This window comes from Leyella stercorea DSM 18206, from assembly GCF_000235885.1.
In the GTDB taxonomy this organism is placed as follows: domain Bacteria; phylum Bacteroidota; class Bacteroidia; order Bacteroidales; family Bacteroidaceae; genus Prevotella; species Prevotella stercorea.
Genome location: NZ_JH379413.1, coordinates 72,646 through 89,788, shown reverse-complemented (window position 1 = coordinate 89,788; position 17,143 = coordinate 72,646). Strand labels below are relative to the sequence as shown.

Sequence of the window (17,143 nt, the reverse complement as noted above, 5' to 3'; positions counted from 1 at the left end):
GTGTCAAAGAACTTCAACATCGACTATACCTCATCTTTGCAGTTTACGGCGACAGTGCCCGTCAGCATCGGCAAGTGGTATAATGCCAACTATGTGCTCACGTGCTATAAGGACCGCTACAAGAGCAGCGACTGGTATGGCTACTCGTTCGACCGCAGCAAGTGGGCTACGATGCTCAACCTCTCCAACACGTTCACCTTCTCGCGCAAGCCTATGGTGGCTCTTGATGTCAACGCCTTCTTCCGCACGCCTACCATTGTCGGTCTGTGGAACTACAGCCGCCAGTGGAATCTGGATGCGGGTTTGAAGTGCCAGTTCCTGAAGAATCATGCCGTAGTGGCGCTTAACGTGTCGGACATCTTCGAGAGCGGTATGCCACTGCTGAAGGAGAAGTTCTATACACAGCGTCAGACTACCGACGAACGCTTCTACCGCCGCAGCATCTTCCTTTCGTTCACGTACAAGTTCCGCAACTTCAAGGAGCAGAACGCAGGAAGCGTCGATACGTCGCGTTTGGGATATTAAGCAAGGAGCAAAAATCTTAAAAAACAAAGAATTATGAAGAAAATGTTATTAACGGTGCTTGTATGTCTGATATCGGCATTGGCAAGCGGCTCTGATGGCACGGGAGTATTAGGTGAGAGGGTTTGCAAGGATGTAAAGCCGTTCAGCGCATTAAACATTTCAAATTGCTGTAACGTGGTCTACGAGCAGGGCGACGAATATAAGGTGAGAGTGGTGGCAGAAAAGGCGTTGCTGGATAGCATTGCGGATATAGCCGACTGCAAGGTGGTGGGCGGCATGCTTGTCGTTTCTGTCAAGAACGTCAATGCCGGGTTTCTATCCTCGCTGGAGAGGGTGGACTTCAAACATGGCGAGGTGTTTGTCAACGGAGTGCCGTATGTACGTGTTAGGAAAGAGGTTACAGTATATGTAACAGCGCCGAACATAAACCGCTTCCTATGTCAAGGCAATGGTAGTTTGAGAGTCGACAAGATGGATGCAGACAACGTAGAGTTCTTTGTGTCGGACGCTGGTAGTTTGAGAGCCGACAAGATGGATACCGATAACGTAGAGTTCTTTGTGTCGGGCGCTGGCAGTGTAGATATAAAGCAGCTGAATGCAAATGATGCAACGTTCCATGTGAGCTGTTCGGGTAGTGGCTTGGTTGATGTGCGTTGCACAGGCACGCTGTTGTGCAACGTTTCGGGTGCAGGCAGCATTGAGTTCTCAGGCACAGCGGCTAAGTTCGATAAGATTGTGTCGGGCTGCGGATCTGTATGTTGTAGTGAGCTTCGCTGTTCAGATAAAAAGGTTGTTGGCAAGAACAAGGCGTGCAGCGAAGGCGAGCGTCTTGTGTTCGGAGATGTAGAATAGAGCATAGTCTTTATAAATTTTGCAAATCAAAGAGAATTTATGACACATACTACATTTGTAATATTATATATTGTACTCAATATCATTTATTTGTATATTCTTGGTTTAGCAGGAAAAGATATTAAACAAGCTATACAATTACGCGACAAACAATGGTTTATAATATGTATTATACGTGTGATAATCATTCTGTGTGTCATTGTATGGTTCAACTATGCATACTATAATAAACTATAATCGTATTTGCGAACCGCATCTTATGAAGGCGAAAAAATTTACCATATCTACCAGTATCGTCAATACACCGCTCATTATCAGCAACATAAAGGCTGGCAGATAGGCTTGGAAACGAGATATCTTCCAGCCTATCTTCCAGCCTTTGCTTGCTATCTGCCAGTAATAATAACCAATATGTGTGTTTAAATCGGGGTGAAAGGCATTTTCCATAAAGGCTCATCCTGCCAACCGTTTGGAAATCCCATTGCATGCAAATCTACATTCGGATATGCTGAAAACAGTTTAAGCAATGATTCTCTTAAGTCTATACATGGAGATATGGTCTTGCTCCATGTACCGTAGATAGCTGGCAATACGAAAATAGCTGATATTACTTAGTTGTAGCTTAGCAGTCGCAATATCATCTATTATCAATTCTCTGTTTTGGAGCAAGGTTAATTGTTCGTCTATGTTTATCGGTTCTTTGTCGTAATACATATACTCATATAAAAAGCGAAGTCCCACCGTGGTACGCATCGTTGAGAGGCGTGGTGGGATTTGTTGCTGCAAAGATACAAATAATTATTGAGAATCCAAATTTTTTATGAAAAAACACTCAAAGAAACAAGATGGGGTTGTGATGCAAATCACAACCCTCTTGCTTTGTATATGGTTTCCTTTGCGGCGTTTATCTCCTGGAACTTCTTCTCGGCAGCCTTGCGCACATCGTCGCCGAGCGTAGCCACGCGGTCGGGGTGGTGCTTCAGTGCCATACGACGGTAGGCAGCCTTCACCTCGTCGTCGGTAGCTGAAGGGGCGATGCCGAGCACCTTGTATGCGGCTTCGAGGCTGTTGCCACCCGAAGAGAGGTTGAGCATCGAGCTGAGGTCCTCGGCGGAGATACCGAGACTGGCAGCCACGAAGTGCAGGGCGTCGATCTCGCTCTGCGGCATGGTGCCGTCGGCTTGCGCTATGAGCACGAGGAAGTTGAGCAGTTGCAGACGCTGCGAGTAGTCCATGTGCTGCGCTATCTCGGCGCACGACTCGCGTATGATGTTCTTGAACGCAGCTTCGCCCATCTGCTTCTGACGCTCGAAAAGGCGCAGGAGTATCTCTTCGCCCTCGCGCACGGCTATCTCGCCGAAGTTGCGGCGCAGGAAGTTGCGCACAAGCTCCATTTCGGAGTGCATCACCCTGCCGTCGGCTTTCATGATGTACGAGGCGAGCACGAGCAGCGAGAAGAGGAACGAGTTGCGCTGTCCCTCATACTGCTGCTGGGCTGAATAGCCGCCGTATGTGTTGCTGTTTCTGTACGTGCCGTTGTCGAACGTGTTGTCGGCGTTGTTGCTAAAGCCTTCGGTTCCCTTATCAAAGAGCCAGCCTATGGCGTAGCCGGCAAGTGCTCCAAGCGGTCCGCCGTTGATAAAGCCGAGAAAACCGCCAATCCATCTTCCAATTCCCATGTTTTGTTGTTTGTTGTATTAATAAGCTTTCTGTATAAATTTGTCTGTTTCTGCTTCTTCCATGCCGCTCTCCAACAACACCTGCTTCAGGTTGGCATAGTTGCGGCGGAACGCTTCGATGCGCTCAGCTGCCTCTTTGGGGGCGTAGCTGATGGCTACGCCTGTCGACTCCATTGTGCCCAACTGCTCGTTGAACACGAAGCCCGGCGTGCGACTCTTGACGGCTACGCATCCCTGCTGTATGTGGCGGAACTTGCCGATGAGTCCGTCGGCAACAGGCGCGGCGTTCTTAGGGAACGCTATGGTGACGGTCTTCTCCTTCGCGCAGTCGGTATCGGGTATGTCGATGAGCACTGAGAGGTTGTTGCCGTCGTACGTGTAAGCCGTCTCTGTGCCGTCTATCTTCACGCTGGCGGGCACAGTCGATGCCACCAGTTTAAGTGTGTAGCGACGGTTGGCAGGCATGTCTTTGTACGTGCCTTTGCGTGCACCGATGGTTACGGCTATTGTGCTGTCGTTGAGTGTGCGCTTGGTGAGTAGCGTGGTGGCGTACTCGTGGGCGTAGTGTTTGTCGTTGCCGTTGTCCTCGTAGAGCGTGAAGCTGCTGTCGCCCTTGCCCGGATATACGGCTACGGTTATCGGTTCGCTCGTGCTGCTGAGGTTCTCCACCTTGCCGTATTCGGGCAGAACAGAGCCTGCCTTTACGTAGACAGGATATTCGTCGAGCTGGAATTTGCGCTCAACGGTCTGTCCGCCACGTAAGAGCGTACCAGACGAGAGCTCGTACCAGTCGCAGCCCGCAGGCAGCCACACCTGTTGTATGGAGATGCCGTCGTGCATAGGGCTTGTGATGGGGTAGACAAGCACATTGTCGCCGAACATATACTCGTTGCGGTTGGCGTAAGCCTCCTCGCTCTCAGGGTAGTCGTAGTACATCGGGCGACAGAGCGGCAGGGCGTCGTCGTAGGTGCGTCGTGCCATGCTATATATATAAGGTGCGAACTGGTAGCGCTGGCGAATTATGTCGTGCAGGATGTCGCGCTCGCGGTCGGCGAACACCCACGGCTCTTTATTGAGTCCGGCATCCTTTGTGGAGTGGGTGCGCAGAATAGGGCTGAATGCACCGAATTGCATCCAGCGTATGTACATCTCGGGGTCGATAGAGTGGGCACCCATGTGTCCGCCCATGTCGTGGCTCCAATAGCCGTAGAGCACGTTAGACGCTGTAGAGTTGAAATAAGGCTGGAAGTCGAGCGATTTCCAGCTTATTATGGCATCGCCCGAGAAACCTATCTGATAGCGGTGGTTGCCCAGTCCGCCCCAACGATGGTAGAGCATAGGGCGCGTGTCGCGGTTGCGCTCCATGTCGGTGAACGTAGTGTAGTTGATCCACCACGTGTTGCTGAGGTTGGGGAACTGTTTGTCGTTGCCCCACTGCTGCCAGTCGAGCCACCAGAAGTCGACACCGTCCTTCTCCATCGGGTGCAGCACCTTCTCGTACCAGCCCTGCATGAAGTGCTTGTCGGATGCTGTCCACTCTATAGTCTTCTTCGTGGCAGGGTCAATGCCCATCCACTGTGCCATCGCCGGGTAGCAATCCTCGTCGGGTTTTATGCCGTCGGCAGGATGCAGGTTGAGCGTGGTCTGCAGGTTCTGCTGCTTAGCCCACAGCAGGAAGCCCTTAGGCGAGGGAAACAGGCGTCGGTTCCAGGAGTAGCCTGTCCAGCCGCCACGTGAGGGTTCGGCATAGTGCCAGTCCATGTCTACGACGAGCACGTCGAGCGGAATGTCGTAGTTGTGCATCTTCGTGACGAGGTTGCGCAGCTCGTTGTCGCTATACGTCCAGTAGCGCGACCACCAGTAGCCGAAGGCGTAGCGCGGCGGCAGTGGCACCTTGCCCGCGAACTCGGTATAGTCGCGCAGTGCCTTCTTGTAGTCGTGTCCGTAGGCGAGGAAATACCAGTCCTGTGTCTTTCCCTCGTTCGGTCGGTGGTTCACCCACTGCCAGTCGGAGTCGTCGAACACATATCCGTTGGAGTCGTCGATGAATGTCCATCCGTTGCGCGAGAGGAGTCCGTCTTCGAGCGGCATCTTGTGCGAGTCGAGGTGCGTGTCACCATCGTAGCCGTCGAGTGTGCGGTAGGTTCCCTTCAGATTGGCATCGTCTTTCAGTCCCGGATGCCAGCTGAACGAGGTGGTGTATGGGTTGTTGGCTTTCTGCTTGCCGTCGGTCTTCCGCTTCGTCTTCGTTGAAGAGATGCGAAGATTCTTCTCGTTGAACATTCCGCTGCCTTTGGTGTACGACAGGACGAAGCGGTCGGTAGATATAGTGACGGTTTTCGGCGTGTTCTTCACCTTGTATGCTGCGGCAGGGTAGCTGCGGTCTACGGCTATGAACGACTTGCTATCAAGAAACTGTCCGTCGGGCGTGTATTCCATGCGTATTGCTCCGTCGGTAATCACGGTGAAGCGCACGTTCTGGTCCTGATAGGCGATGTTCTGGTTCTGCGCAACGGCGCACGTGGCTATTGCCGCAAGTGCTGTTGTGATGATGTTTCTTTTCATAATTGTATGTGTTTTATAGTGGTTTTGTTTGCTGTTTATCGGTGGATTGCGTCCGCCGTCCGATCAGATTGCGTTCGCCGTCCGATCAGATTGCGTTCGCCGCCCGATCAGATTGCGTTCGGTGAACGATGACTTTTGCTTTGTTTGCCAGTCAGTCGTTCGCTATGCTTTCATAACTCGGGATGTCCTGCAGGAAGTTGTAGTTGCGCTTTTCGTAGTCTATTTTGCAACAGTAATGCTGTAAACCGTTGCTCACCACAAGGTAGTCTACGTGTAGCAACAGGTTGTACGCTGCAATCTGCTCAAACACCTTCTGCGTTATTTCTATCGTAGGCGCCTTGTATTCCATTATCATACGCGGCTGCAGATGGCGGTTGTACAGCACGCTATCGGCGCGCAGTTTCTTGTTGCCGATGCTGAGGCTCATCTCGTTGGCCATGAGGGCAGCAGGGTAGCCTTTGTGCTCTATCAGATAGTGAACGAAGTGCTGGCGCACCCATTCTTCGGGTGTCAGTGCCACGTAGCGATGGCGCAGGACATCGAAGATGCGAGGCTGTTCTTTAGTGCCCGACAACTTTATTTCGAAAGATGGTAGGTTTAATCGAATCATTTTTGTAATTTTGCTATCTGCAAAGATACAGTATTTTGCGTATTTTTACACCTTATTATATTATAATTATGGCAGAAAAGAAATCATCGGTCACATTCGAGACCATTATGCGCGACCTCAAAGCCAAGAAATACGCTCCAGTGTACGTGCTTATGGGCGACGAGTCGTACTATATCGACCGAATAACCGATTACATAGCAGACAATGTGCTTGATCCCGACGACCGCGACTTTAATCAGACGGTTGTGTTCGGCGCAGACACTACGGCGGCGCAAGTGGTAGACATGGCAAAGGGATACCCCGTCATGCCGGCTGCGCATCGCGTAGTAATCGTGAAGGAGGCGCAAGGACTGAAGTCGCTCGATGCTTTGGAACGCTATTTTGAGAAGCCTTTGGCGTCTACGGTGCTTGTTATAGCCTACAAAAATGGCACTATCGACCGCCGAAAGAAGGTTGTGGGCAAGGCGGAGGCTGTTGGAGTGGTGTTCGAGAGCAAGAAAAAGCGCGATTATGAGCTTCCGGCGTTCATCGAGGCGTATCTGAAGAAAAATCATGTGGCAATAGATACGAAATCGGCTGCGATGATAGCTGAGCATATCGGAGCCGACCTCAGTCGACTCATTTCGGAACTCGACAAGGTTATGATCTCGCTTCCGGATGACGATAGGCGAGTGACACCGGATGTTGTGGAGCGCGAAATCGGAGTGAGCAAGGAATTTAACATTTTTGAACTAAAGACTGCTATCATAGAGCGCAATGTGTTCAAGGCAAACCAAATTGTGAAGTACTTCGATAAAAATCCCAAGGCAGGGTCGCTCTTTTCGTGTCTGCCGTTGCTCTATACCTACTTCCAAAATCTTATGGTGGCATTCTATGCACCCGATAAAAACAACGACAATAACCTCGCTGCATTTCTGGAACTAAAATCGGTGTGGGGATTGAAAGACTATAGGGTAGGGATGCGCAATTTTAGTGCAATGAAGACTCTCCAGATTTTAGCCAAAATAAGAGAAACAGATGCCAAAAGTAAGGGTTTAGACAGTCTAAATACCTCCACAGACGACCTGATGAGGGAGCTAATCTTCTTCATTTTGCACTAAAATAGCTGGTTATTGTAGCTGTTTTTCTCTAAAATAGAAATTCTGAAAGACCTTATTTTTTAGCCTAATTCCTTACAATTCATAGGAGTTAGGCTATTTTTGTGCCCTTATACGTGGCTGTTTTTTGAGCTGCTTTTATCCTCGTTCGTATTTTTTCAGAAATGCAAAAAATCGCTATTTTCAACACTTCGATATTCACGTTTCGTAAACCTTAACATAAAGAATTGCATATTTACACACGTAAATTGTGAGTAAATACATGTTTGTAAAGTTATAAAGGCGCAAATAAATATGTAAATGTAAATCGTATAACTTTGTGTATTTGTGCTTTGAAATTCACAAATCCATACTATACAAGTGTGATAATGATATTAATGCGAGTCGGATAAATTGATGTAAGTGCTTGAAAAAGTGTACAATAATACTTTGTGTTACACAAAAACTTGCTTGTTTTTGTGAAATACAGGCGTATCTGTGCATTTGCATATTATTTGTTTGTGTATATGTGCTCTGTAAGTAAAATAAAATCAGTTATTTAATACGAAATGTTAAACGTATTCTTATATATATAAAATGTCCCAATTCAGCAATGTGTGTCTACAAATCTATAAAACATGAAGTAAAATATAATTTATAACATTAGCTTTGTAAATGTAAATAAAAATATTGATATTAAAATATTAATTTGAAAGTTTGTATATCTCGATTTATATGTTTAACTTTGTAAATGCAACGAAAAAGCGACCAAAAAGCACTTTTGGGGTATGTCTCACGTAAAAAGTAACTATAAAATGAAGGATAGAATTAAGAAAATTATGGAGATGCAGCGAACCACTCAACAGGATTTCGCTGATCAGTTGAAAATAGCTCCAGCTACTTTGAGTAGTATTTTCACTGGACGCACTCGCCCTACTCTGGCTATAGTTGATGCGATAAAGAGTCGCTTCCCGCAGATCTCTACCGACTGGTTGATGTTCGGTAAGGGAGACATGCTCGTGAAGCGTGATGAAGAGGCGGAACAATCGAATGGTGAAAATGGGTCGGAAAACGACCTGTTGATTGATTACGATTCGGCATCAAAAACAGAACAAAATAACGCCGACAACTCACCTGTTAATCAATCCATACCAGACTATGCTATGAAAAGTGGTGATGTTGCAGGTTTCGCGATGAAAAGTTGCGAGGTGAAGCAGCGTCGAATAACCGAAATACGTGTTTTTTATGACGATCAGACCTGGGAAACGTTCGTGCCGAGCGCAGGTTAAATAACATTAACTGTTTTCTTGTAATAATAATAATTTGTATCTTTGCACCTTACTAAATATAATTGATAAAAGTGCTTGCGCACATTAATTAAAAGGTAGCATAAACAAATATTATATAAATATTCAATGAAACAGTACAAATTAGTGAACAATGTGCTTGGCTGGCTCACGTTCTTCGTGGCAGCCTTCGTATATTGTTCTACGATTGAGCCGACAGCCAGTTTCTGGGACTGTCCTGAATTTATTACAACGGGTTACAAACTCGAAGTAGGTCATCCGCCAGGAGCACCTTTCTTTATGCTTACCGCAAACCTGTTCTCGCAGTTTGCGAGCGATCCGTCGCAGGTTGCGCGTATGGTGAACACTATGAGTGCTTTGCTAAGTGCTACCACTATCCTGTTCCTGTTCTGGAGTATCACGCATCTTGCGCGCAAGCTTATTCTGAAGGATTGGAGTGAGATGACTCTCGGTAAGCTTATTGCCATTCAGGCATCAGGCTTGGTAGGCGCACTCATCTACACATTCTCCGATACATTCTGGTTCTCAGCAGTAGAAGGTGAAGTTTACGCCTATTCGTCAGCATTCACAGCTATCGTTTTCTGGCTTATCTTGAAGTGGGAAGATCACGCCGACGAGCCTCACAGCGACCGCTGGCTTGTGCTTATCGCATACATGACAGGTCTGTCAATCGGTGTTCACCTGTTGAACCTGCTTTGTTTGCCAGCCATCGTACTTGTCTACTGTTATCGACGCTTCCCGCACATCGAGCTTAAAGGCTCTTTGCTTGCTCTTGTTGGCTCGTTCGTGCTCGTTGCAGCCGTGCTCTACGGTGTCGTTCCGGGCATTATCACCGTAGCCGGATGGTTCGAACTTCTGTTCGTGAACACCCTCGGATGTCCGTTCAACACTGGCGAGATAATCTATATAGTGCTGCTCGTAGCCATTGTCATTTGGGCTATCTATGAGTCGTATGTTGACAAGAGTTTCAAGCGTCAGAACATCTCGTTCGTTCTCTCGGTAGGTATGCTCGGCATACCGTTCCGCGGAATGACCTGGGGTGCAGGTATCTTGGGCTTAGTGATACTCGTAGCTCTGTATTTCGGTTTGAACTATCGCAAGAAGATAGGCAAGGACCTCGTTCCTGTGGTTACTGCACGCTTCAAGAATACCGCTCTGCTCTGTATGCTGATGCTTATGATCGGCTATTCGAGCTACGCTGTCATCGTTATCCGCTCGGCTGCTAACCCTCCAATGGATCAGAACTCGCCAGAGGATGTGTTCACACTCGGCTCTTATCTGAGCCGCGACCAGTACGGCGACTCGCCGTTGCTCTATGGACAGGCTTACACTTCGCAGGTAGCTTACGACGTTGATGGCAATATGTGCGTGCCGAAGCACAAGGAAGGTGCTGCTATCTGGCAGCGCAAGGAGAAGGCTTCTGAGGGCGAGAAAGACTCTTATTTCGTGGTTTCGCACAAGGATAAGCTCATTTATGCTCAGAATATGCTCTTCCCGCGTATGCACTCGTCGGCTCATGCTGGAGCTTACGAGAACTGGATGGGAGGCGTTGAGGGTACTCAGGTGCCTTACGACCGCTGCGGCGAGCCTGTGATGGTGAAGATACCTACTCAGATGGAGAATATTCGCTTCTTCCTCTCTTATCAGTGCAACTTCATGTACTGGCGCTACTTCATGTGGAACTTCGCCGGACGTCAGAATGATATACAGGGCAACGGCGAGCCAGAGCATGGCAACTGGATTACAGGTATCTCGTTCATCGACGACTGGATGCTTGGCGACCAAAGCAAAATGCCAGCAGAATTGAAGGCTAACAAAGGACACAACGTGTTCTACTGTCTGCCTCTGCTGCTCGGACTCATCGGTCTGTTCTGGCAGGCTTGGCGCGGTCAGCGCGGCATCCGCCAGTTCTGGGTAGTGTTCTTCCTGTTCTTTATGACAGGTCTTGCCATCGTGCTCTACCTTAACCAGACTCCGCAGCAGCCACGTGAGCGCGACTACGCTTATGCGGGTTCGTTCTACGCATACGCCATTTGGTGCGGTCTCGGTGTGCTGGCTATCTACGATATGCTCAAGAAGAAACTCAAGGGCAATGATGTAGCCGTTGCAGGCGTTGTAGGCGTAGCCTGTCTGTTCGTACCTATACAGATGGCATCGCAGACATGGGACGACCACGATCGCAGCGGACGTTACACCTGCCGCGACTTCGGTCAGAACTATCTGATGACATTGCAGGATAAGGGTAACCCGATCATCTTCACAAACGGCGACAACGATACCTTCCCACTCTGGTACAACCAGGAGACGGAGGGCGTGCGCACCGATGCGCGTGTCTGCAACCTCTCTTATCTGCAGACCGACTGGTATATCGACCAAATGAAGCGTCCGGCTTACGATTCGCCTTCTGTGCCTATCACATGGCCGCGTATAGACTTCTGTTCGGGTACTAACGACTACATTGAGGTTAGACCAGCTATGAAGCAGCAGCTTCTCGATTTCTACCGCGAGTATCCGAAGGAGGCGCGTGCTGCTTTCGGCGACGAGCCGTTCGAGGTGAAGAACATAATGAAGTACTGGGTGCGCTCTAAGGACAACGACACGCATGTTATTCCGACCGACACGCTTTACATCACTATTGATAAGGAGGCAGTGCGTCGTTCAGGAATGATGATGGCAAGCGACACCATCCCCGATCGTATGGTTATCTCGCTTGCAGGCAAGCGTGCTATCTACAAGAACGATATGATGATGCTTGAGATGCTCGCGCAGTGCAACTGGGAGCGCCCGTTGTATGTAGCTACAACCGTGGGTTCAGACAATTACATGAATCTCGGCGACAACTTTGTGCAGGAGGGCTTAGCTTACCGCATTACTCCGTTCAATACTAAGGCACCAGGTGCAAAGAACTTCGACACAGAGAAAGTGTATAATAATGTGATGAACCGCTTCAAGTGGGGCGGACTCGACAAACCAGGACTCTACATCGACGAGACTGTGATGCGTATGTGCTACACCCACCGCCATTTGCTCGCTCAGCTTGCTATGCAGCTTATTGCTGAGGGTCAGAATGCAAAGGCAGAGAAGGTGCTTCGCAAGGCAGAGAAGGTGCTCCCCGAATACAATGTGCCATACACATTCTTGTCTGGAGCGGCTGATATGGCTCGCGCTTATGCCCTTATCGGCAAGAAAGCGGATGCTGCACGCATTCTTAACAAGGTGTGGGCAGACGCAAAGAGTTATGCCGACTACTACTTGCAGCTCACAGGTTCGCGCTTTATGATGTCGCAGAACGACGTTCTTCGTCAGCTCTACATCATGCAGAATATCGCTGACATAACACAGGCTTGTGATCATTCGCTCGCCGATCAGCGTTTGAAGACAGTTAATGCCCTCTATGCTGTATATCAGGCAAAAGGAGGCGCACCGTACGACGGAGAATAAATAGGTAATAATGTTTATAGAACAACCATCAATATGGCTTCGATGGCTCTATCCGAGAGCGTCGTGGAGAATGGATCATAATGACCATTCGGTGTATCTCACGTTTGATGACGGACCGATACCCGAGTCGACACCATTCATTCTCCAGACGCTGAAGGAGTTCGGAATACACGCCACCTTCTTCATGGTGGGCGATAACGTGCGCAAGTATCCCGAGCTCTACAAGCAGATAGTGGCTGACGGACACCAGGTGGGCAACCACACGTATCATCACTTGGGAGGATTTAAGCATCTTACCAGCACATACGTGAAGGACACCAACCGCGCCAACGAGCTGATAGGCTCCCACCTGTTTCGTCCGCCGCACGGCTGTATGAGTCACGCCGAGTATTTGTGGCTGCGTCGCAAGTATCGCATCGTGATGTGGGATCTTGTGACGCGCGACTACTCAAAGTGGATTACTGCCGATGATGTGGTGGAAAATGTGAAGCGTTACGCTCGCAACGGCTCAATCATCACGTTCCACGACTCGCTGAAGAGTATCGAGAAGTTGCATACTGCTTTGCCGCGTTCGCTGCAATGGCTAAAGGAGCAAGGCTATAGCTTTAAGGTTTTCGACTAATAGGAACTGCAGAACTATTTGATATTATGACAACAACCATAACATCTGAACAAATAAAAGCCGAGGCAGCAAGTCTCGGCTTTTTTGCTTGTGGCATAGCGAAGGCGGATGCCGTGGAGCAAAGTGTCGTCGATAGCTATCGTCGTTGGATAGCCGAGGGCTGCAACGGCAGCATGGCTTATCTTGAGAACTATCCCGACAAGCGTTTCGATCCGCGTCTGCTTGTGCCTGGTGTGCGCAGTATTGTGTCGGTGGCACTCAACTACGCCCCATCGCGCTGTATGCCCTCAGATGCGCCTCAATTCGCATCGTATGCCTTGGGTAAGGACTATCATGATGTTGTGAAGCAGAAGCTCTCCCAATTGGCAGAGCGTCTCGGATTGGAGTTGAACGATCAAATACGTGCTTTCTGCGACTCCGCCCCCGTGCTCGAACGTTATTGGGCTGTGCGTGCCGGATTGGGTTGGATAGGGCGCAATCATCAACTCATCATTCCTCGCGCTGGTTCGATGTTCTTTCTTGGCGAGCTGTTTCTGCCCGTAGAAGTGGAGTACGACGAGCCGATGCACTCACGTTGTGGCACGTGCAACCGCTGTGTCGAGGCTTGTCCTACACAGGCGTTGCAGCGCAATGCTGATGGTGAAACCTGTAAGTTCGACGGTAGGCTATGTCTGAACTATCAGACGATAGAAAATCGTGGTGATATTCCGGAAGAGCTTGCTTCAAAGCTCGCTCCTTATATATATGGATGCGACCGTTGCCAGTCGGCTTGTCCGTGGAATAGGTTCGCTGTGCCCAATACGACCCCCGAGCTGCAGCCTTCCGACGAATTGCTTGCGATGAAGCGTGAGGACTGGCTCAAGCTTACGGAAGAGGAATATCGCAAGCTGTTCAAGGGTAGTGCGGTGAAGCGTGCGAAGTATGCTGGGCTTATGAGGAATATTAAGGATGCGTTGGGGTGAGGGCTTTCTGTTGGTTGGTGCATCGTTTGGTTGGTTGGTGCACTTGAGACAAGTGCACCCCCTGAGGGTGATCAGTTGATTCGTGCTATTCTGATGCCCACCTGTGACGGATGTTTCTGCATGTAGTCGTGCAGTGTCATCGGTTCCTCCACCACCTTCTTGTGTATCTGTGATGCGTTCAGCATGTGCAGTCCGTCCTTGTGCCACACGGCGATGCCGATGTGCGACGTGTCGAGTCCCTTTTTCTTTGTTATGATGGCAATGATGTCGCCGTCGTGTATCACCGACCGCAGCAGTCTGGTGTTTTTGATGTCGCCCTTCGGTATGTACATATATGTCTTGCCCGACAGGCATTGCTCCATTTGGGCTATCGGCTTCACCATTTCAGGATTGTTTTTCAGCATCGGGTATGCCTCCGTATGCGTACTCATGAAGTTGATGCGGAGCGTTTGTCGGGTGTTGAATGGTGGGTTTGGGGTATTCACTTCGCGCACGAAACCCTTCTTAGTGTTCTCCTCTATCCACTCTGTGAAGTAATGCTGACGCGTAGGGTAGGACACCGTGCCGCCAACGTAGCGTATCATACGCAGGAAGTAGAGATAGTCGGCGTAGGAGGTGCGGTTGTTCTTTACGCACTCGTACACGGCGAGCACGTTTTCTACGTATGTGGTGCAGTCGAGCTGGCGCAGATTGACCACAAGACTCTCCTTTGGGTTTACCTCCAGCGTCTTTGCCACGTATGGTATGCCCAGAAAACCGCGTGCTATATGTAGCAGCAACTTCCGGCGCTGTATGTCGGCATTGGTTGTCGTTGGCATAGATGTGCGGTATTTTTGTGCCTTTGCGATGTGTTGCATCACGCGTGCGCTGTCGTTCGTCGCAGCATAGCACTGCGTGGTTAGCATTGCTGCGGCTATTATTGTGAATACGATTGATTTCATGCTGTTTGTGTTTAATGTATAGTGTTACTTCTTCCTGTTGAAGTTAAATCCGAAGTATATGTTCAGACTTCCGAACATACTATTCGTTGAAAATCGTGGCTTCTTGTAGTTGTACGAGTGTACGATGGCGCTCATGCCGGCGAACCATCTCATGTTGTTCCACACGATGCCGAAGCGTCCCACGCCGTCGATGTTGAAGTTGTCCATGCTGAAGTCGCGGAATGAGAGCACGTCGCTGTTTTCATTGCCAGTAGCGTTCTTGTAGCCTAACGCCATCGACAGTGAAGCCGCCGCCAACCAGTTGTGAGCGAACGCCCAGTTGTAAGCGTATCCGCACGACACGGAAAGGTCGGTGTATTTTATCTCCTTCATCTTCAGGTTGCTGTCCATATATCGTTCCGCCACGTCCTCGCCCAAACGGTTGGCAACGGTGGTGTAGAGTTTGTCCCAGTCGATTTTCAGCGAGTGCTTTGTATAGCCCAATCCGCAGAGCCACGAACCGCTTGAGCGGCGTTGTATGGTGCTCTGGCTGAATGCGGCAGGGTAGGAGAAGCGCCGATGATTGAAGATGTAGTAGAGGTTGAAGCCCTTGATGCCTACGTTGATGCCGTCGAAGTCGATGTTCTTAAGTGGGCGCGTGTTGATAGAGTTGTTAGAGTCGAAGCTGGCGTACGAAATCTTGTAGTTGCTTCCTGTTTTGCGGTAGAACAGGTCGATGCCAAACATGCCAGTGTACAGGCTCAAGTCGAACTCCGTACTTCTACTCTTTTTACCCAATTCGTTGAAGTCTACGGTGTAGCCGAGGAACAGCCAGCGCCAACCGAAGTAAGGCCCGAACTTTATCTTCGGTTCGGGGGCAAATGTGAAGTCGTTGCCCTGCGAGCTTGTTATACGATAGCGTTCGTAGGTGTTGGTGTTCTGTATCATCGCTGCATAGTTGTACTTCTGCGGTTCGATATAGGTGGTGTCCACGTCCGAGAACCACTCGAACAGACGCACGAATGCGTTTCCCACCTTCTTGAAAAACGGTGTCTTCTTTTGCGGTGAAGGCGTTGTGATTGAGTCTGTCGCCAACGTGTCGTCTACTACGTACGTAGCGGCAGAGTCAGTTGAAGCCACCATGCCGCAGCTGTCGGCAGGTGTCTGTGCTGAGGTCTGTATGCTTGCGTGTATAGCAAGGCAGAGTATGACGGCGTATAGTCTCATTATGTATCTATGGATGTTGTAGTTTAAGTATTACAGTTTGCCCAAGATGCGATCCATTACCCAGTTTACGGGCGTAGCACTCACGCTTGTACAGGTGCAGATGCCAGTGCCCTGTAGATGCTCTATAACGGCTTTGATGATAGGCAGTTGCACGTATGGCGGATTGGGCACCACGATGCTCGTTTTCCCATTGCTCGTCACGAGCTGTATAGGGTCGTAGTTGTACACCGAGAACGAGAGCATTCCCTTCTCGCCAATCACCTCTATGCAGTCCTCCTTTGCGCTCTTGTGGCCCACGAAGCACCATGAACCGCTGCCCGGCAGTCCGTTCTCGAAGTAGAAGCACGCACTTATCGTGTCCTCCGCCTTGTACAGATGCGCACGATTAGAGCAGTAGCCATGAGCACGTGTGATGATGCCGAATATCTCCTGCAGCAAGTCGAGCTGATGCGGTGCAAGGTCGTAGAAGTAGCCTGCGCCAGCTATGTCGGGCTGCAGACGCCACGGCAGGTTGTGCGAGTCGCTGTAGTCGAGGTCGCGTGGTGGCACCGAGAAGCGTATCTGCACGTTCGTCACCGTGCCGATCTCGCCCGAGTCTATGATCTGCTTCACCTTTTTGAAGTAAGGCAGATAGCGACGATAGTAAGCCACGAAGCACGGCACGCCCGTTATCTCGCTGATGCGGTTGATACGTGCGCAGTCCTCGTAGCTCGCTGCCAACGGTTTCTCGATGTACACAGGCTTGCCCGCCTTCATCGCCATGATGGCGAAGGTGGCATGACTCGACGGTGGCGTAGCGATATATACCGCTGTCACCTCCGGGTCGTCGATGAGTTGTTGTGGGTCGGTGTACCATCGCTTTATGTCGTGTCGCTTGGCGTACGACTTCGCTTTCGCTTCGTTGCGGCTCATCACCGCCACAACTTTCGAGCCGGGCACCTCGTTAAATGCTGGTCCCGACTTCTTCTCGGTCACTTCTCCGCAACCTATAAATCCCCAACCTATCTGTTTCATGTTCGTATCGTGTTTTATGAGTCAAAAATTAAACCGGTGTCTGTCTCTCGGTGTGTCTTTTCTGATGTCGCAGCCCTACTTTTGTCATCGGATTGCGTCCGCCGCCCGATCGGATTGCGTCCGCCGTCCAATCAGATTGCGTCCGCCGTCCGATCAGATTGCGTCCGCCGTCCGATCAGATTGCGTTCGCCGTCCGATGACTTAACGTGAACTTTTTAACCGTAGGAGGCTACGGCATTCTTGCCGTAGCCATAGCCAATATCCGTTGCCAATAGCCAATATCCATTGCCATTGCCAATAGTTGTAGCGATTAATGGCTACGGCAGGAATGCCGTAGCCTCCT

At 49.8% G+C, this 17,143-nt stretch carries 13 protein-coding genes; 7 read left to right on the top strand and 6 right to left on the bottom strand.

Translation table 11 applies throughout. The annotated features are described in order from the left end of the window. Positions 1–525 (top strand): outer membrane beta-barrel protein (locus HMPREF0673_RS05825; RefSeq protein ID WP_245544233.1); only part of this gene is annotated, 525 nt, incomplete at its 5' end. 33 nt (positions 526–558) lie between these two features. After that, on the top strand, positions 559–1,377 hold the full coding sequence (locus tag HMPREF0673_RS05820) for a GIN domain-containing protein (RefSeq protein WP_007899346.1): 819 nt from the start codon (positions 559–561) through the stop codon (positions 1,375–1,377). Positions 1,378–2,240: 863 nt separating this feature from the next. On the opposite strand, the gene HMPREF0673_RS05805 is transcribed toward HMPREF0673_RS05820, so the two are convergent. The 3 genes from HMPREF0673_RS05805 to HMPREF0673_RS05795 form a co-directional block, all read right to left on the bottom strand. Further along, positions 2,241–3,056 (bottom strand): DnaJ domain-containing protein, encoded by an 816-nt coding sequence (locus HMPREF0673_RS05805; protein ID WP_007899327.1) that lies wholly within the window; start codon positions 3,054–3,056, stop codon positions 2,241–2,243. 18 nt (positions 3,057–3,074) lie between these two features. Beyond that, entirely contained in the window at positions 3,075–5,621 is a 2,547-nt protein-coding gene (locus HMPREF0673_RS05800) for a glycoside hydrolase family 31 protein (protein ID WP_007899325.1), read from the bottom strand. Between the two features lie 151 nt (positions 5,622–5,772). Next, entirely contained in the window at positions 5,773–6,231 is a 459-nt protein-coding gene (locus HMPREF0673_RS05795; RefSeq protein ID WP_007899323.1) for a type I restriction enzyme HsdR N-terminal domain-containing protein, read from the bottom strand. A 68-nt stretch (positions 6,232–6,299) separates the two neighbouring features. Between HMPREF0673_RS05795 and holA the strand changes: the two genes are divergently transcribed. From holA to queG, 5 genes are all read left to right on the top strand, one after another. Further along, positions 6,300–7,331: a DNA polymerase III subunit delta gene (gene holA / locus HMPREF0673_RS05790; protein ID WP_007899322.1), complete on the top strand. Its 1,032-nt coding sequence runs from the start codon at positions 6,300–6,302 to the stop codon at positions 7,329–7,331. A 791-nt stretch (positions 7,332–8,122) separates the two neighbouring features. Further along, the gene (locus HMPREF0673_RS05785; RefSeq protein ID WP_040596519.1) at positions 8,123–8,596 is read left to right on the top strand and encodes a helix-turn-helix domain-containing protein; all 474 of its coding nucleotides are present in this window, start codon (positions 8,123–8,125) and stop codon (positions 8,594–8,596) included. Between the two features lie 126 nt (positions 8,597–8,722). Then, complete coding sequence (locus HMPREF0673_RS05780; RefSeq protein WP_007899318.1) at positions 8,723–12,055, top strand: glycosyltransferase family 117 protein; 3,333 nt, start codon at positions 8,723–8,725, stop codon at positions 12,053–12,055. A gap of 10 nt (positions 12,056–12,065) precedes the next feature. Continuing rightward, on the top strand, positions 12,066–12,677 hold the full coding sequence (locus HMPREF0673_RS05775; RefSeq protein ID WP_040596503.1) for a polysaccharide deacetylase family protein: 612 nt from the start codon (positions 12,066–12,068) through the stop codon (positions 12,675–12,677). A 26-nt stretch (positions 12,678–12,703) separates the two neighbouring features. Then, on the top strand, positions 12,704–13,639 hold the full coding sequence (gene queG, locus HMPREF0673_RS05770; RefSeq protein WP_007899312.1) for a tRNA epoxyqueuosine(34) reductase QueG: 936 nt from the start codon (positions 12,704–12,706) through the stop codon (positions 13,637–13,639). Positions 13,640–13,710: 71 nt separating this feature from the next. On the opposite strand, the gene HMPREF0673_RS05765 is transcribed toward queG, so the two are convergent. From HMPREF0673_RS05765 to HMPREF0673_RS05755, 3 genes are read right to left on the bottom strand one after another with little or no spacing between them, the layout of a single operon-like run. Beyond that, positions 13,711–14,580, bottom strand: a complete 870-nt coding sequence (locus HMPREF0673_RS05765) for an N-acetylmuramoyl-L-alanine amidase-like domain-containing protein (protein ID WP_007899311.1) — start codon at positions 14,578–14,580, stop codon at positions 13,711–13,713. A 24-nt stretch (positions 14,581–14,604) separates the two neighbouring features. After that, positions 14,605–15,786 carry a DUF4421 domain-containing protein gene (locus tag HMPREF0673_RS05760; protein WP_007899310.1) on the bottom strand — a complete coding sequence of 394 codons (1,182 nt, stop codon included), beginning with the start codon at positions 15,784–15,786 and terminating at the stop codon, positions 14,605–14,607. Between the two features lie 30 nt (positions 15,787–15,816). Then, positions 15,817–16,800, bottom strand: a complete 984-nt coding sequence (locus HMPREF0673_RS05755; RefSeq protein ID WP_007899309.1) for a Gfo/Idh/MocA family protein — start codon at positions 16,798–16,800, stop codon at positions 15,817–15,819. Positions 16,801–17,143: the final 343 nt, after the last annotated feature.

Excerpts from the sequence above, each read along its gene's own strand:
- HMPREF0673_RS05820 (WP_007899346.1), top strand. The coding sequence starts at position 559 with ATGAAGAAAATGTTATTAACGGTGCTTGTATGTCTGATATCGGCATTG.
- HMPREF0673_RS05805 (WP_007899327.1), bottom strand. The coding sequence starts at position 3,056 with ATGGGAATTGGAAGATGGATTGGCGGTTTTCTCGGCTTTATCAACGGC.
- HMPREF0673_RS05800 (WP_007899325.1), bottom strand. The coding sequence starts at position 5,621 with ATGAAAAGAAACATCATCACAACAGCACTTGCGGCAATAGCCACGTGC.
- HMPREF0673_RS05795 (WP_007899323.1), bottom strand. The coding sequence starts at position 6,231 with ATGATTCGATTAAACCTACCATCTTTCGAAATAAAGTTGTCGGGCACT.
- holA (WP_007899322.1), top strand. The coding sequence starts at position 6,300 with ATGGCAGAAAAGAAATCATCGGTCACATTCGAGACCATTATGCGCGAC.
- HMPREF0673_RS05785 (WP_040596519.1), top strand. The coding sequence starts at position 8,123 with ATGAAGGATAGAATTAAGAAAATTATGGAGATGCAGCGAACCACTCAA.
- HMPREF0673_RS05780 (WP_007899318.1), top strand. The coding sequence starts at position 8,723 with ATGAAACAGTACAAATTAGTGAACAATGTGCTTGGCTGGCTCACGTTC.
- HMPREF0673_RS05775 (WP_040596503.1), top strand. The coding sequence starts at position 12,066 with ATGTTTATAGAACAACCATCAATATGGCTTCGATGGCTCTATCCGAGA.
- queG (WP_007899312.1), top strand. The coding sequence starts at position 12,704 with ATGACAACAACCATAACATCTGAACAAATAAAAGCCGAGGCAGCAAGT.
- HMPREF0673_RS05765 (WP_007899311.1), bottom strand. The coding sequence starts at position 14,580 with ATGAAATCAATCGTATTCACAATAATAGCCGCAGCAATGCTAACCACG.
- HMPREF0673_RS05760 (WP_007899310.1), bottom strand. The coding sequence starts at position 15,786 with ATGAGACTATACGCCGTCATACTCTGCCTTGCTATACACGCAAGCATA.
- HMPREF0673_RS05755 (WP_007899309.1), bottom strand. The coding sequence starts at position 16,800 with ATGAAACAGATAGGTTGGGGATTTATAGGTTGCGGAGAAGTGACCGAG.